At 67.4% G+C, this 13,951-nt stretch carries 13 protein-coding genes; 8 read left to right on the forward strand and 5 right to left on the reverse strand.

Going from position 1 to position 13,951, the window contains the following annotated elements; all coding sequences use genetic code 11:
* Window positions 1–64: 64 nt before the first annotated feature.
* The 4 genes from ACP15H_RS24875 to ACP15H_RS24890 all read right to left on the reverse strand — a co-directional run bounded on the left by ACP15H_RS24875 (window position 65) and on the right by ACP15H_RS24890 (window position 5,175).
* Window positions 65–1,084 (reverse strand): methionine synthase, encoded by a 1,020-nt coding sequence (locus ACP15H_RS24875; RefSeq protein ID WP_425068814.1) that lies wholly within the window; start codon window positions 1,082–1,084, stop codon window positions 65–67.
* Window positions 1,085–1,100: 16 nt separating this feature from the next.
* Window positions 1,101–2,498 (reverse strand): heme biosynthesis protein HemY, encoded by a 1,398-nt coding sequence (locus ACP15H_RS24880; RefSeq protein ID WP_425068815.1) that lies wholly within the window; start codon window positions 2,496–2,498, stop codon window positions 1,101–1,103.
* A gap of 8 nt (window positions 2,499–2,506) precedes the next feature.
* Window positions 2,507–4,504 (reverse strand): uroporphyrinogen-III synthase, encoded by a 1,998-nt coding sequence (locus ACP15H_RS24885; protein WP_425068816.1) that lies wholly within the window; start codon window positions 4,502–4,504, stop codon window positions 2,507–2,509.
* Window positions 4,505–4,713: 209 nt separating this feature from the next.
* Complete coding sequence (locus ACP15H_RS24890; protein ID WP_425068817.1) at window positions 4,714–5,175, reverse strand: methylated-DNA--[protein]-cysteine S-methyltransferase; 462 nt, start codon at window positions 5,173–5,175, stop codon at window positions 4,714–4,716.
* Between the two features lie 61 nt (window positions 5,176–5,236).
* On the opposite strand from ACP15H_RS24890, the gene ACP15H_RS24895 reads away from it, so the two are divergent.
* Window positions 5,237–6,640 (forward strand): alpha/beta fold hydrolase, encoded by a 1,404-nt coding sequence (locus tag ACP15H_RS24895; protein WP_425068818.1) that lies wholly within the window; start codon window positions 5,237–5,239, stop codon window positions 6,638–6,640.
* 94 nt (window positions 6,641–6,734) lie between these two features.
* On the opposite strand, the gene ACP15H_RS24900 is transcribed toward ACP15H_RS24895, so the two are convergent.
* Window positions 6,735–7,184: an L-2-amino-thiazoline-4-carboxylic acid hydrolase gene (locus tag ACP15H_RS24900; RefSeq protein WP_425069962.1), complete on the reverse strand. Its 450-nt coding sequence runs from the start codon at window positions 7,182–7,184 to the stop codon at window positions 6,735–6,737.
* A 187-nt stretch (window positions 7,185–7,371) separates the two neighbouring features.
* Here ACP15H_RS24900 and ACP15H_RS24905 point away from each other — a divergent pair, with 187 nt between their 5' ends.
* The 7 genes from ACP15H_RS24905 (at window position 7,372) to ACP15H_RS24935 (ending at window position 13,936) form a co-directional block, all read left to right on the forward strand.
* Window positions 7,372–7,929, forward strand: coding sequence for a YajG family lipoprotein (locus ACP15H_RS24905; protein ID WP_425068819.1), 558 nt, complete (start codon window positions 7,372–7,374; stop codon window positions 7,927–7,929).
* Window position 7,930: 1 nt separating this feature from the next.
* Window positions 7,931–8,473, forward strand: coding sequence for a hypothetical protein (locus ACP15H_RS24910; RefSeq protein WP_425068820.1), 543 nt, complete (start codon window positions 7,931–7,933; stop codon window positions 8,471–8,473).
* Window positions 8,474–8,484: 11 nt separating this feature from the next.
* A complete protein-coding gene (locus ACP15H_RS24915; protein WP_425068821.1) occupies window positions 8,485–9,177 on the forward strand; it encodes a hypothetical protein in 693 nt (230 codons plus the stop codon).
* A 301-nt stretch (window positions 9,178–9,478) separates the two neighbouring features.
* Window positions 9,479–10,438 (forward strand): N-acetyl-gamma-glutamyl-phosphate reductase, encoded by a 960-nt coding sequence (gene argC, locus ACP15H_RS24920; RefSeq protein ID WP_425068822.1) that lies wholly within the window; start codon window positions 9,479–9,481, stop codon window positions 10,436–10,438.
* A gap of 10 nt (window positions 10,439–10,448) precedes the next feature.
* Window positions 10,449–10,925 (forward strand): GNAT family N-acetyltransferase, encoded by a 477-nt coding sequence (locus tag ACP15H_RS24925; protein ID WP_425068823.1) that lies wholly within the window; start codon window positions 10,449–10,451, stop codon window positions 10,923–10,925.
* A gap of 46 nt (window positions 10,926–10,971) precedes the next feature.
* Window positions 10,972–12,720, forward strand: a complete 1,749-nt coding sequence (araD, locus tag ACP15H_RS24930) for an L-arabinonate dehydratase (protein WP_425068824.1) — start codon at window positions 10,972–10,974, stop codon at window positions 12,718–12,720.
* Window positions 12,721–12,907: 187 nt separating this feature from the next.
* Window positions 12,908–13,936, forward strand: a complete 1,029-nt coding sequence (locus ACP15H_RS24935) for an ABC transporter substrate-binding protein (protein ID WP_425068825.1) — start codon at window positions 12,908–12,910, stop codon at window positions 13,934–13,936.
* Window positions 13,937–13,951 lie beyond the last annotated feature (15 nt).

Below are 13,951 nucleotides of genomic sequence, written 5' to 3' on the forward strand. Positions count from 1 at the left end.
GAGCGCGCCACTCTAGTGGCGCTCATGCGCATGATGGCGCCACTAGAGTGGCGCGCTCCAATGATCAACCGAACGCCTTCCGCGCCAGCGCCGCGCCCTCGGAGAGCGCGCGCAGCTTGCCGTAGGCGACGCCGAGGGTCATCGGGGCCATGCCGCAGTTGGTGCAGGCCTGGATGCGCTCGGGATCGACGAACTCGGTCGCGAGCTTCAGGGTCGCGGCCACTTCTTCCGGCGTCTCGATCTTGTCGGAGGCGACGTTGATGGCGCCGACCAGCACGGTCTTGGTCTTCAGGAGCTTCATCAGCTCGGGCGGCACGTGGCTGTCGCGGCATTCCAGCGAGACCTGCTGGATCGAGCTGCGGTCGAGCGCCGGGAAGGTCTGTTCGTACTGACGCCAGCTTTCGCCCAGCGTCTCCTTCCACTTGTTGTTGGCCTCGATGCCGTAGCCGTAGCAGATGTGCACGGCCGTCGTGCACTTCAGCCCCTCGGCCGCCTTCTCCAGCGCCGGCACGCCCCAGTCCACCGTCTCGTTCAGGTAGACGTTGAAGGCGGGCTCGTCGAACTGGACGATGTCGACGCCCAGCGCTTCGAGATCCCTGGCTTCCTGGTTCAGGAGCTCGGCGAAGGCGAAGGCCATCTTCACCCTGTCGCCGTAATAGCCGTCGGCCAGCGTGTCGATCAGGGTCATCGGCCCGGGCAGGGTGAACTTGAGCTTGCGCGAGGTGGCGGCGCGGGCGATGCGCGCCTCGCGCTCGTGCACGAACTTGCGGCGCTTCAGGGCCGAAGTGACGGTCGGGCAATCGGCGTCGTAGCGGTTGTTGCGGATGCCCATGCGCACCTTCTTGTCGAAGTCGACGCCGTCGACCTCGGCTAGGAAGCCGTGCACGAAATGCTGCCGCGCCTGCTCGCCATCGCTCACGATGTCGAGACCGGCCTCTTCCTGGCGGCGGATGGCGAGGAAGGTGGCATCGTCCTTGGCCTCGAACAGCGGCTCTCCGGACAGCGTCCACGGCGCCCACAGGACGTTGGGCGTGGCGAGCCAGGCGGGCTTGGGCAGGCTGCCCGCGAGCGTCGTCTCGAACATGGCGTTTCCTCTTTTTCTAGCTTGTCGTGTTGTTCGGTACCGGCACCGGCAGGGTGGATCCGCGCGGCGATGCCGCCAGCGCCTCGGACGGCGTGGCGTCGGGCGGCAGAATGTGACCGTAGGTGCCGGGGGCACGCCATTGCAGCGTGCCGAACGCACCGCAGCTCTCGCAGACTGGCCGCCAGCCTTCGTGATGGGCGCCACACGCGTTGCAGCGCCAGGCGCGATCGGCCGGCGCATCGGCGGCCCGGGCGAGCCAGCGGCGCACCTTGTCCTGTCCGGTCTGCTCGCGCTCTTCGACCTCCGCCATGAGGCGGCAGACGCGGGTCGATGGGTTGGTGCCGGCGGCCGTATCGAGATGGCGGCGCGCCTCGCCCCACAGGCCGGCATCGAGCGAGGCCTGGGCGAGCGCCAGATGGCTTTCGATGTCGCCGGGATTCTGCTCGGCCAGCCGGCGCACGACGCCGACCCGCTTCAGCACCTCTGTTTCACCCGAGGCGTCGAGGTAGAGCGACGCGAGATCGGGATGCGGCGCCACCGACCAGCCGCGCTCGATGGTCTTCATCGCCTTCTTCGGATCGCCGGCTTTGAGCTGCAGCTCGGCCAGGCGCTGCGTCACCGCGATGCGTTCCGGCGCGAGGCCGAAAGCCTCGCGGGCCAGCGCCAGCGCGTCGCTGGCACGGCCGTCGCGCTCGGCCTCGCGGCTGCGCTCGACCTCCAGCAAGGCCTTGAGGGTGCGGCCCTTGTCGGCCGTGACGACCTTCCGCCGGATGCCGGTCTCCAGGGTTTCCTGGGCGGCCTTCCACCGGCCGACCTGCGCCTGCATGTCGAACAGCGAATGCACGACCCACGGCGTGTGCGGCCGGAGCGCGAAGGCGCGTTCGGCATAGGACAGCGCCTGGGCCTGGTCGCCGTCGCGCAGCGACTGTCCGATCAGGCCGCGCAGCCCGAGGAAGGCCATCTGGTCGTCTTCGAGCATGGCGGTGAAGGCGCGACGTGCGCCGTCGCGGTCGCCGTTGAGCTGCGCCGCCTGCGCCGAGAGAAGCAGCGTCAGCGCCGGCTCCGACAGGAGCTGCTCGGCCTTGCGGGCATGCTTCTGTGCTTCCACACCGTCGCCTGCGGCGACGGCGGCGAGCCCCTGTGTGAGCTCGCGATAGCCGCGACGGCGGCGGCTCTCGCCCCAGCCATCGAGCAACGCGCCGGGGGCGCCGACGATCCAGCGATAGAGGAGCCATCCGCCGACGCTGACCAGGATCAGCACGACCACGGATATCATCAGCACGCCGACGCTGGTATCGAGCCGCCAGCCCCGGAACTCGGCCGTCACGGAGCCCGGCCGTTCGGCCAGCCAGACCGCGCCCAGCATCGCCACGATGGCGAAGACGAACCAAATGATGGTGCGCAGGATCGTCATTGCGCGACCTACCGGGCCGAGCCGAGCAGGGTGACGGCCTGCGAGGAGATCTGGTCGGCCGCCTGTTTCGCGGCGAGATTGGCTTCGGCGCGCGACAGCCAGCCGGCGGTGGCGCGCGCCGTCTGCGGCGGCAGCGTCTTCACCAGGGCGACCGCCTTGGCAAGGTCGCCGGCCTCGAGGGCGGCTTCGGCCCGCGCGAGCCTGGCTTCCGTGCCGTCCCCTTCGACGTCGTTGCCGACACGGCGCAGGGAAACCAGCCCCCGCACCTTGCCGAGCAGCCGTTCGCCGAACGAATCGTCGGCGAGATCGTCGGCCAGCGCCGCCTTGGCGACGGCCGGGAACTCGGCCACCAGGGTGGCGCGCGAGGCGACGCCATTCTGGGCATAGGCCTGCAGGGCGGTGGCGCTCCCGGTCAGCTTGGCGTCGCCCTGGGCGAGCGGCGTCAGCAAGGCGAGGTCGGTGGCGAAGGGCAGGCCGGATTCGACGGCCGCGCTCAGCCGTGCCGCGATGCCGATCAGGGCGGAGGCCCGCGCCGCGCTCATCGCCTTCTGTTCGCCGGCATCGCGGGCACTCGCCTCGCCGCGCGCCTTGTCGACCGCTTCGGCCAGCAGCTTCGTCTGGTCGCGCTGCACGGCGACCGTCTGGTCGATCGTCTGCACGGTGTTGCGCATCGTCGCGAGCTCGAGCCGCAGGGTGGCGAGTTCCTTTTCCTGTTCCGGGCTGGGCGTCGCCGGCGCCGGTGCGGGGGCCGGCGTCGCAGCTCCGGGCGTTGCGGCGCGGCCTTCCAGCGCCTCGACCTTGCTGCGCAGCTCGGCAATCGCCGGATCGGGGCCGGCGCTGGCGGCGCCGCTCGGCCGCTCCGCCGCGGCGGCGGACGCCGCGCGCACCCGCTTTTCGAGATCATCGAGGCGTACCGAGATCTCGCGCTTGGCGGCTTCCACCGAGGCGTTGGCGACGGCGGCGGCATCCTGGCGAACCTGCTGCAGATCGAGAGCCGGCGCCGGTGTCATCGATGCCGACCCCTGGCCCTGCCACAGCGCGCGGATCTCGGCCGGCCAATAGGGCAGGCTGATCAGGGCACCGGCCAGCACCAGGCAGGAGGCGACCAGACCGGTGAAGAAGGCGCCGACGACGCCGAGGCCGCGGCGGACCTGTACAGGGCGCGGGGGCGCGGCAGGAGATGCCGGTGGCGCGGTCGGCTCGGGAGAAGAAGGTGTGTCGCTCATGATGCTCGGTCCTTCTACGGCTGCCCCGGGGGCAGCCTTGGGGGCGTCCCCGATGGGGTCCAAGGGCAGCCGGTCGATCTCGTCCAGGACGGACTGGCGGGTGGGGCGCGCCGCCGCCACCGTCGCCTTGAAAGGCAGGACACTCAAGGGCTGGAGCGCCGCAGGGCTGATGGCAATGGCGGTGACGTTCGACAGGCAGGCGGCAAGCCCCGCCTCCTGCACCAGCCGGGCGAACAGCTCCGAGGCGCGCGGCGAAAAGAACATCGCAGCGTCGAGTGCGCGGGCCGCGATCGCAGCGCGCGCCGAGTCGGGCAGGGCGGTCTCCTCGCGGGCGTCATATAGGGCCACGCGGCGTACGTCGAAGCCGTCGGGCGCCAGCGCCGTGGCGAAATCGAGGGCGATGGCGACGCCGGACACGTGAAGGAGGGGACCGGCCTTGGGGTCGAGGCGCGTTCGCACGAGTTCGGCCAGCGCCAGTCCGTCGCCCGCGGCGGAGGCGACGGAGACGAAGCCCAGCCCCTCGGCGGTCGCGGCGGTGGTGTCGCCGACCGCCAGGATCGGTTTGCCACGTTGTTCGCTGGCTTCGGCGAGCGCGCGCGCGCCATTGGCGCTGCTCAGCAGGATGGCCTGGCATGCGGCGAGATCCGCGGCGAAATCCGCCGACGGATGCAGGATATCGAGACGGAACAGCGGCGCGATGACGGGAACATGGCCGCGCTCGGCCAACGCCGTCGCCAGCGTGGTCGCCTCGCGTTCCGGCCGGGTGATCAGCACGCGCATGACGCCTCCGTAGCCGGGGCGTCCGGCCGACGCAATCGAGAACAGGCTTCATGCTGAGGAGGCCGACCCTCGAGTACCTCGGGGTAAGCTGAGCAGCCGTCTCGAAGCATGGGCTGCACGCACCACGTCTGTTGCCTGCCCTTAGAGACGCCATGCCACCCCTTAGAGACGCCATGCCACGCAGGGCTCCTCGGGGTGAGGTGATTGCGTTACAGAAGTACGACGCCTTCCAGCGCCAGCAGCTGGCGCTTGGTCGGCAGGCCTTGGCCGCCCGAGAAGCCACCTTCCTTGCCGCCGCTGCCCAGGACCCGATGGCAGGGCACGATGATGGGGATGGGATTGCGCCCGCACGCCATGCCGACGGCGCGCGGGCCGGAACTCAGCGCCATCGCCATGCCCCCATAGGTCGCGGTCCCGCCGAACGGTATTTCGCACATCATCTTCCAGACGCTCTTCTGGAAGTCGGTGCCGCGCGCCGCCAGCGGCAGGTCGAAGCGCTTGAGCTTGCCGGCAAAATATAGTTCCAGTTGGCGCATCGCCTCTTCGAGCACAGGCGTCGTCGACTTGTCGCGCGCGCTCTCCCCGTTGGACCAGCGCACCGAGGTCACGGCGTCGTGATCCGCCTCGATGGCCAACCGGCCGACCGGGCTGTCGACGTAGCAAATGGACATATGGCAAGCGTAGCGCCGGCGTCCGCCATTTGCCAACATGGGGAAGATGTCAGGGGGAGTGATGAGCAAGGGGCTGAGGTCCTCGAAGAAAGGCCCGACCCGCCGTGCACTGCTCGGCGGCGCTGCCGTGCTGGCGCCTGCGCTTGCCCTTTCCGGTAAGGCGTTCGGCCAGCCGGTGCCACGCCGTCCGCAGCCCGAGGTCGGGCCGCCGCCGGTCGTGTTCGTGCACGGCAACGGCGATTCGAGCGCGCTCTGGATCAACAACCTCTGGCGTTTCGAAGCCAACGGCTACAAGCGCAACCAGCTCTTCGCCATCGACTTCATCTATCCCAACGCGCGCAGCGACGATTCCAAGCCGCAGCCGTTGCGGTCCTCGGCCGAGGACCAGATGAAGGAACTGTCGGGCTTCGTGCTGCAGGTCCTGAAGGCCACGCGCCGCCGCAAGGTCGCTCTCGTCGGGTCGTCGCGCGGCGGCAATGCCATCCGCGCCCTGCTGAAGAACGGTGGCGGGGCCGATCTGGTGAGCCACGCCGTGCTCTGCGGAACGCCCAACAAGGGCATCGTGATTTCCGAGTCCCTGCTGCCCGGCAGCGAGTTCAACGGCGCCTTTCCGTTCCTCAAGGGCCTCAACGACGGTCGCGACGATCTGATCCCGGGCGTCGAGATGATGGCGATCCGCTCCGACAACAACGACAAGTACTCGCAACCCGATGGCCGCTTCATCGGCGCGCCCGGCAAGCCGACCGGCGTGAGTTACGACGCCTCGGAACTGCGCGGCGCGCGCAACGTGATCCTGGACGGGCTCGACCATCGCGAGGTCGCGTTCCACAAGCTGGCCTTTGCCGCCATGTTCGAGCACATCACCGGAAAGCCGCCGGCCAGCATGTTCATCACCCAGGAGCCGCTGCCGATCCTGAACGGGAAGGTGACCGGCATCAGCGAAGGCACCTACACCAACATCCCCGTGGCCGGCGCGGAGGTCGAGATCTTCGAGGTCGATTCGAAGACGGGCGAGCGCAAGAGCGCGGTGGCGCTGTTGCGCAAGACCACCGGCGAGGACGGCGTCTGGGGCCCCTTCGTCGGTCGCTCCGATTCCCATTACGAGTTCGTGCTGCATGTCGCAGGCCTGCCGACGACGCACACCTACCGCTCGCCGTTCCTGCGCTCGAGCGACGTGGTGCATTTGCGCCCGCAGCCCTTCGGCAAGGCCGACGAGGGCGCCGGCGCGGTGACGATCATGAGCCGGCCGCGCGGCTATTTCGGCGTCGGTCGCGACAAGTTCTCGCTCGACGGCAAGGTCCCGCCCGGCATCAACGACGGCGTGCCCGGCGCTTCCATCGGGCGCCTGGCCTTCGAGGCCGCGCCGCCGCGCACCGTGATGGCCGTGTTCAACAACGAGACCATTCCCACGCGGACGTGGCCGGCCAAGGACGGCCACATCGTGGTGGCCGAGTTCCTGAACTAGCTTTTTCGGGCTCGAATAACGCCGGCCCAACAAGACCTCATGCTGAGAAGGCTGCCCCTCGAATACCTCAGGCAAACTCCGCAGCGAGGAGGCTCTAACTCTCGTACGTGTATTTGAAATTGCAGTGGCTGGCGCCCTGCATGATCGTCTGCGTGCGTTCGAGCTTGAGCTTGGGGTCGTAGCCCTCGCAGAACGCGCCGTCGCGGTTGCAAGACAGCAGGCCGCCGATCTCGCCGAGCCCCATCTTCTTGTAGGTTTCGGCATAGCGGCAGCGCACGACATCGAACACGAAGCTCTTGTCGGTCTGCTCGCGCACCTCGATCTCCAGGGAACCGCCCTTGGTCCAGAGATGCTGGATGTCCTGGAACGACTTGAGCGACGTGCCGCCGGGCACCGAGGCGGCGAACTGGCGGGCCTGCTCGATGGCCGACCGGCGCACCGATTCCTCGATCGTCTTCTTCGCGACCTCGTCGCCGTGGCTCACCTTCAGGGTCTCATAGACCTCTTTGAGGATCTCGGCCTCGATGGTGCGCCTCTCCAGCATCGAGAGGCCTTCGGGGTGCGCAGGTTGTGTCACGGCTGATACCTCTCCATTTGCGTGCCCGCAGGCGCTTGCGGAATCTGCAACGTCCGGCATAGGATCGCAACAAGGCTTGGGGGAGATAATGGGTGCATCTGTGCTACGTGCAATTGTAGCGTTGGCCGTGGCATGGCTGGCTGCGGGATGCGCGGTGGTCGAGGACAAGATCCCGATCGACTATGTCTCCCAGGTGAGCGCCCCGGCACCCTTGCCCGGCGCCGAGAATGTCCTCATCACGCTCAGCGCAAGGGACAGGCGAACGCAACTCGCCGACCGCGTGAGCACCAAGAAGAACGGCTACGGCATGGAGATGGCGCGGATCATCTCGACGAATGATGTCGTGGATCTGGTTCGGGCTTCGGTGGAACGCGAGTTCAAGGCACAGGGCTTCAGAATCGGACCCGGTGGTGTCGCCGTCACGATCGAACTTCAGAATTTCTACAATAACTTCCAGCTGGGCATCGTCACGGGCACGGCGTTGGCCGACGTCTCATTCGGTCTCAAGGTGCGCGATGCGACCGGTGCACAACTCTACGCGCACGACTACAGCGGCAGCGCCAAGATCGACAACATCATGATGATGACGGGAGATAATGCCAAGGCTGCGCTTCAGACGGCGCTTGCTGCCGCGGTGAAGCAGGTCGTGGACGATACCGCGCTGCAGCAGGTTCTCCTGTCGACGCGCACCAGAAGCAGCCGCGGGTCGTGACATGAGGAAAATTCGGCTGTCCCGATTCTCCGTCGTCGCATTGACGGTGAGCATCGCCGGCTGCGCATCGGTCACGAGCGGCACCAGCCAGGTCATTGCCGTGAATTCCGATCCGGCCGGTGCGGACTGCACGCTCACGCGCGAGGGTCTGTCTCTCGGCACGGTCAAGGCACCGGGTCCGGTCACCATCAAGCGCGACTCCCGGCCGGTCCACGTCTCGTGCCGTATGCCGGGCTACGAGGACGGCAAGGTGGTCCTGAATTCGCGTTACGAGACGGCGACCATGGGCAACATGATCCTGGGTGGGGCCATCGGAATGATGGTCGACTCCTCCACGGGCGCGAGCAACAGATACGACGCCCAGGTCACGGTGCCACTGACGCCGCTCGTGGGCGGGCAAGCAACGGTGCCCGTGCCCGCGTCCAGCGCCGCGCCGACCTATCCTTCTGCCGTTGCGCCGTCGGCTCCGGCAACAGCCTCCGATGAACCCGCGTATCCTGCGTCCGCCACGCCGGTCAGCGGGCAGAGTCGGTCGCGTCTCTAGGAGGAAGCGTGATGTTCTGGCGGCTTCTCGCGACGGCCTGCTTGCTGCTGTCCTGCGTCGGTGTGGCGAGCGCCCAGGTCCCTGCCGTCGGCACCAAGATTTCCAGCACGGTGACCCTGGGTTCCCGAACCATACCGCTCCCCGAAGGCAGCTGGACCGTGGTGTCGAACGGATCGAGCCAATCCACCAAACAGAATGGATTGCTTGTCGTCTATCTCGCCCAGCTGGAGGGTGGAAAACTGGCGCGCTGGATCCGGCTGCGGACGAACACGGACTACAACAAGGACGGATGGGCGCGAAACAGGGAGATTTGCGATCGCCATAACGCGCACTTCGGCTATTCGGACTCGGCGCACAATCCGAACGATGCCGAATGCTGGATCCTGAACCATTGGGGCCAGACGTTGGGCAGCAAGCCTGCTCAGGCCTCTGTCGATTTCTATCGCTGGAGCGACACGCTGGGGCGGCCGAATACGTCCGTGGGCCTGGCTTACTTTTTTGCCAAGCGGGGCGATTATCTGTCTGTGCAGTACCACTTCAACCCCGTGCTGGCCGGCTTTCCCGATACGCCGAGTGCGGATTGGCGCGGCAACCCCTGGCATGTCGATATCGCCAGCAAGGACCCCAAGAAGCTTGCCTATCTGCGCAGCTTGAAGGCGGCGGGAGAGACGTACTTCGAGCAACTGAAGACCGTCCTCCGATGAGCGCCGCCAGCCTCCGGATGGTGAATTCTAGCGTCGGGTGCCGGTGGAAACCGACGCCGGTCTGATCTCGCCGGGCGCCCTTGACATCCCGGGCACTGGATGAAATATCGGCCCCAGCATGAATTCGCTCGCCCTCCTCCGGTCGCGACGTCGCCGCTCGCAAAAGCGGTAAGAGAACGCGCGCGCGCGCAACAGTAACAAACGCGCCGTATCGTGAAGCCGCTGGAGAGACGAAGCGGCTTCCATCCTTCCTTCTCCAGTCGGCCATTTTCCTCAAGGCCCTGCATCGAGAGAGAAGACAATGACCAGCAACAAGACCAAGATTTTCATCGACGGCCAGCACGGCACCACCGGCCTGCAGATCCTCGACCGGCTCAAGGACCGGGCCGACATCGAGCTGCTCGAACTGCCGCTGGCCGACCGCAAGGACCTGGGCAAGCGCGCCGAGATCGCCAGGGCCTCCGACATCACCGTGCTCTGCCTGCCCGATGCGGCCGCCAAGGAGCTGGTGGCGGCGATCGGCGACAGCGACACGGTGGTGATCGACGCCTCGACCGCGCATCGCGTGGCCGACGGCTGGACCTACGGGTTCCCGGAACTCGCCAAGGATCAGCGCCAGAAGCTGCTCGCCTCGAACCGCATCAGCAATCCGGGCTGCTACCCGACCGGCGCCATCGCGCTGCTGCGGCCGCTGATCGACGCCGGCATCGTCCGCGCCGACTCCACGCCCGCCGTATTCGGCGTGTCGGGCTACACCGGCGGCGGCAAGGAGCTGATCGCGGTCCACGAGCAGCCGGGCGTCGAGCCGTTCGGCCTCTACGGGCTCGAGCTCACGCACAAGCACGTGCCGGAGATGAAGAAGTATTCCGGCCTCACGCACGCGCCGCTGTTCGTGCCGTCGGTCGGCCACTATGCCCAGGGCATGCTGATCACCGTCCCGATCACGCGCGACATCACCACGAAGCAGGTGACGGCCAAGGACGTCCACCAGGTGCTGAGCGACTACTATGCCGGCGAGACCTTCGTGCCGGTGCGGCCGCTCGCCGACCGGGCGTGGCTGGAGCGCGACCGCTTCCTGCGCGCCGACCGGCTGATCGACACCAACACGATGGAGCTGGCGGTCTACGGCAACGATGCCGAGGGCAACGTGCTGGCCGTGGCCTCGCTCGACAATCTCGGCAAGGGCGCGTCGGGCGCGGCGGTGCAGTGCATCAACCTCAAGACCGGCGTCGCCGAGACGACGGGCCTCACCGTCGGCTGAGGCTTTCGTCATGGACGAAACACCGGCGCTGCGGCGCGCGGTGGCGGACGATGCCGCCGCCGTGCGTGTGCTCACGCGCGAAGCCTATGCCAAGTGGGTGCCCGTGATCGGCCGCGAGCCACTGCCGATGCGCGCCGACTATGACGAGGCGGTGCGCCGGCACCGCATCGACCTGGCGTTTCTCGAGGGTGGCCTCGCCGCCCTCATCGAGACGATCGACAAGGGCGATCACCTGGTGATCGAGAACGTCGCCGTTGCGCCGGCCTTCCAGGGGCACGGGCTGGGCCGGTATCTGCTCGTGCACGCCGAGCGCCTGGCGCTCGCGCTCGGCTATGGCGAGGTGCGGCTCTATACGAACAAGATGTTCGAGGCGAACGTGCGGCTCTATCTCGCCTTCGGCTATCGCATCGACCGCGAGGAGACCTCGGCGCTCGGCGTCACGGTCTATATGAGCAAGCCGATCCTGCCGTGCGACGTCGCGGCTTGACCGCGATCCCCTGACTGTGGTCGCGTCCGGCGCGGAGGAACAAGCCATGCCGGACAGCAAGCCGAAGAACAAGACGCCCGATCAGCTGCGCAGCGCGCGCTGGTTCGCGCCCGACGATCTGCGTGCCTTCGGCCATCGTTCGCGCGCGATGCAGATGGGCTACGCACCGGAGGAATGGGCCGGCAAGCCGGTGATTGCCATCCTCAACACCTGGTCGGACGCCCAGCCCTGCCACATGCATTTCAAGACGCGCGTCGACGACGTGAAGCGCGGCGTGCTGCAGGCCGGCGGCTTCCCGATCGAGTTGCCGGCGCTGTCGCTGTCGGAAAGCCTGCTGAAGCCGACGACCATGCTCTACCGCAACCTGCTCGCCATGGACGCCGAGGAGCTTTTACGCGGGCACCCCGTGGATGGCGTCGTGCTGATGGGCGGTTGCGACAAGACCACGCCGGCGCTTTTGCTCGGCGCGATCAGCGTCGGTCTTCCGACGATCTACCTGCCGGCCGGGCCGATGCTGCGCGGCAACTGGAAGGGCAAGGTGCTGGGCTCCGGCTCCGATGCCTGGAAGTACTGGGACGAGCGTCGCGCCGGCAAGATTTCCGATAGCGACTGGGTCGATGTCGAGGCCGGCATCGCGCGCTCCTACGGCACCTGCATGACCATGGGTACGGCCGCCACGATGATGGCGATGGCCGAGACGCTCGGCATGTCGCTGCCCGGCGCCTCGTCGATCCCCGCCGCGGATGCCAACCATATCCGCATGGCCTCGGAATGCGGCCGTCGCATCGTCGGCATGGTCTGGGAAGACCTGACGCCGAACAGGATCCTGACGCACGAGGCGTTCCTCAACGCCATCACCGTCGCGATGGCGATGGGCTGCTCGACCAATGCCATCATCCATCTGATCGCGCTGGCGCGGCGGGCCGGCCAGAAGATCGGCCTCGACGATTTCGAGCGCGCCAGCCGCAAGGTGCCGGTGATCGCCAACATCCGGCCGAGCGGCGACAAATACCTGATGGAGGATTTCTTCTATGCCGGTGGCCTGCCGGGTCTGATCGAGCAGATCCGCGATCATCTGCATCTCGATGCCCTCACCGTGACCGGCAGGACGCTGGGCGAGAACGTGAAGGGCGCGGAGATCTACAACGACGACGTGATCCGCTCCCTCGCCAACCCGATCTACAAGGAAGGCGCGCTGGCGGTGCTCAAGGGCAACCTCGCGCCCGACGGCTGCGTCATCAAGCCGAGCGCCTGTGCGCCGAAGTTCCTGAAGCATACCGGGCCGGCCCTGGTGTTCGACGACTATCCGTCGATGAAGGCGGCGATCGACCGCGAGGATCTCGACGTCACCGAGGACACGGTGTTGATCCTGCGCAACGCGGGGCCGCAGGGCGGGCCGGGCATGCCGGAATGGGGCATGCTGCCAATCCCGACCAAGCTGGTGAAGCAGGGCGTGCGCGACATGGTGCGGCTCAGCGACAGCCGCATGAGCGGCACCAGCTACGGCGCCTGCATCCTGCACGTCTCGCCGGAAGCCTATATCGGCGGACCGCTCGCTCTGGTGAAGACCGGCGACATGATCTCGCTCGACGTCGACAAGCGCACGATCGACATGAACGTCTCCGACGAGGAGCTGGCCAAGCGCCGGGCGGCCTGGAAGCAGCCCAAGCCGCGCTACGAGCGCGGCTATGGCTGGATGTTCACCAGGCACATCAAGCAGGCCAACGAAGGCTGCGACTTCGATTTCCTCGAGACCGGGTTCGGCAAGCCGGTCGCGGAGCCTTCGATCTACTAAAAACCTCATCCTTCGAAACGCGCGCCGCGCTTTCAGAATGAGGGCCTGCGAAGAAAATTCTTCCAAGGCCACGACCCGCCGTGACCACTTCTGATCCATTTGCGCCGAGCCGATTGTTTCGCGCGGACGGATTTTCTATCTCAGTCGCGCTGCACGCACCCGCGTGCCCGGTTTGCAGAGAGTTTTCATGACCTTGTCGTCGTTCCAGCGTCGCGCCTTCCTGGCAGGCGGCGTGTCGCTGCTGGCCTCTCCTGCGCTTGCACAGGGCGCGCGTGTCCCCGTTCGTGTCGGCAATATCCCGGTGATCGGCGCGGCGCCGATCTTCGTGGTCGATCATGAAGGATGGGCCAAGCAGGCCGGTCTCGATCTCAGCCTGACGACCTTCCAGTCGGGCCCGCATGCCATCCAGGCACTGGCCTCCGGCACGCTCGATGTCTACGTCGCGGGCATCGCGCCGCTGGGCGTCGCCCGGTCGCGCGGTGTCGACGTGAAGGTGGTGGCGGCGACGGCCAGCGGCGAGAACGTTTTCGTCGCCGTGCCGCGGCTGGCCACGCATTTCGCCCCCGGCGTCGCGCCGGCGGAGGCCTTCAAGCGCTATCGCGCGGCCTCGGGCAAGCCCGCGCGCCTCGCCACGCAACCTGCCGGCTCGGTGCCCAACACGACGCTGCAATACTGGCTGTGGGAGGTCATCAAGGCCAGTCGCGACGACGTCGAGATCGTGGCCATGGGCATCGACGCCACGCAGCAGGCCGTGCTGGCCGACGCCGTCGAGGGCGCGACCGTACGCGAGCCCGCCCTCTCGATCATCCAGAAGGCCAATCCCGGCATCAGGCTGGTCGAAGTCGGCGACAAATTGTTCCCCGGCCAGCCCGGCACTGTCGTGGGCGTCTCGGGCGCTTTCATCGCCAAGCATCCGGCGGCGGTTCAGTCGCTGGTAGATGCGCTGGTGCGCGCCGGCGATCTGCTGACGCGCGATCCCGACAAGGCCGCTCCGGCCGTGGCCGCGAACCTCGCCAAGGGCATCGTCGATCTCGAGATCATCAGGACGGCGCTGAAGTCGCCGGCCACGAAGTTCGTGATCGATCCGCGCGAGGTCATCGCACCGTCGAAGGCGATGGAGGCCTATCAGGTGAAGCTGGGCTCGCTCAAGGAAGCCGCACCGCTCGACGACCTGTTCGACGTGCGCTTCTACGAGAAAGCGCGGCGGCCTGGCTGACCTCGGGCCAGGATA

The sequence above is a fragment of the Reyranella sp. genome (assembly GCF_965249915.1).
Taxonomy (GTDB): Bacteria; Pseudomonadota; Alphaproteobacteria; order Reyranellales; family Reyranellaceae; genus Reyranella.

Coding starts and splice junctions, on each gene's coding strand:
- ACP15H_RS24900 (WP_425069962.1), bottom strand. CDS start 7,184: ATGCTGGAGAGGCGCACCATCGAGGCCGAGATCCTCAAAGAGGTCTAT.
- araD (WP_425068824.1), top strand. CDS start 10,972: ATGCCGGACAGCAAGCCGAAGAACAAGACGCCCGATCAGCTGCGCAGC.
- ACP15H_RS24925 (WP_425068823.1), top strand. CDS start 10,449: ATGGACGAAACACCGGCGCTGCGGCGCGCGGTGGCGGACGATGCCGCC.
- ACP15H_RS24910 (WP_425068820.1), top strand. CDS start 7,931: ATGAGGAAAATTCGGCTGTCCCGATTCTCCGTCGTCGCATTGACGGTG.
- ACP15H_RS24880 (WP_425068815.1), bottom strand. CDS start 2,498: ATGACGATCCTGCGCACCATCATTTGGTTCGTCTTCGCCATCGTGGCG.
- ACP15H_RS24885 (WP_425068816.1), bottom strand. CDS start 4,504: ATGCGCGTGCTGATCACCCGGCCGGAACGCGAGGCGACCACGCTGGCG.
- ACP15H_RS24890 (WP_425068817.1), bottom strand. CDS start 5,175: ATGTCCATTTGCTACGTCGACAGCCCGGTCGGCCGGTTGGCCATCGAG.
- ACP15H_RS24875 (WP_425068814.1), bottom strand. CDS start 1,084: ATGTTCGAGACGACGCTCGCGGGCAGCCTGCCCAAGCCCGCCTGGCTC.
- ACP15H_RS24895 (WP_425068818.1), top strand. CDS start 5,237: ATGAGCAAGGGGCTGAGGTCCTCGAAGAAAGGCCCGACCCGCCGTGCA.
- ACP15H_RS24915 (WP_425068821.1), top strand. CDS start 8,485: ATGTTCTGGCGGCTTCTCGCGACGGCCTGCTTGCTGCTGTCCTGCGTC.
- ACP15H_RS24935 (WP_425068825.1), top strand. CDS start 12,908: ATGACCTTGTCGTCGTTCCAGCGTCGCGCCTTCCTGGCAGGCGGCGTG.
- argC (WP_425068822.1), top strand. CDS start 9,479: ATGACCAGCAACAAGACCAAGATTTTCATCGACGGCCAGCACGGCACC.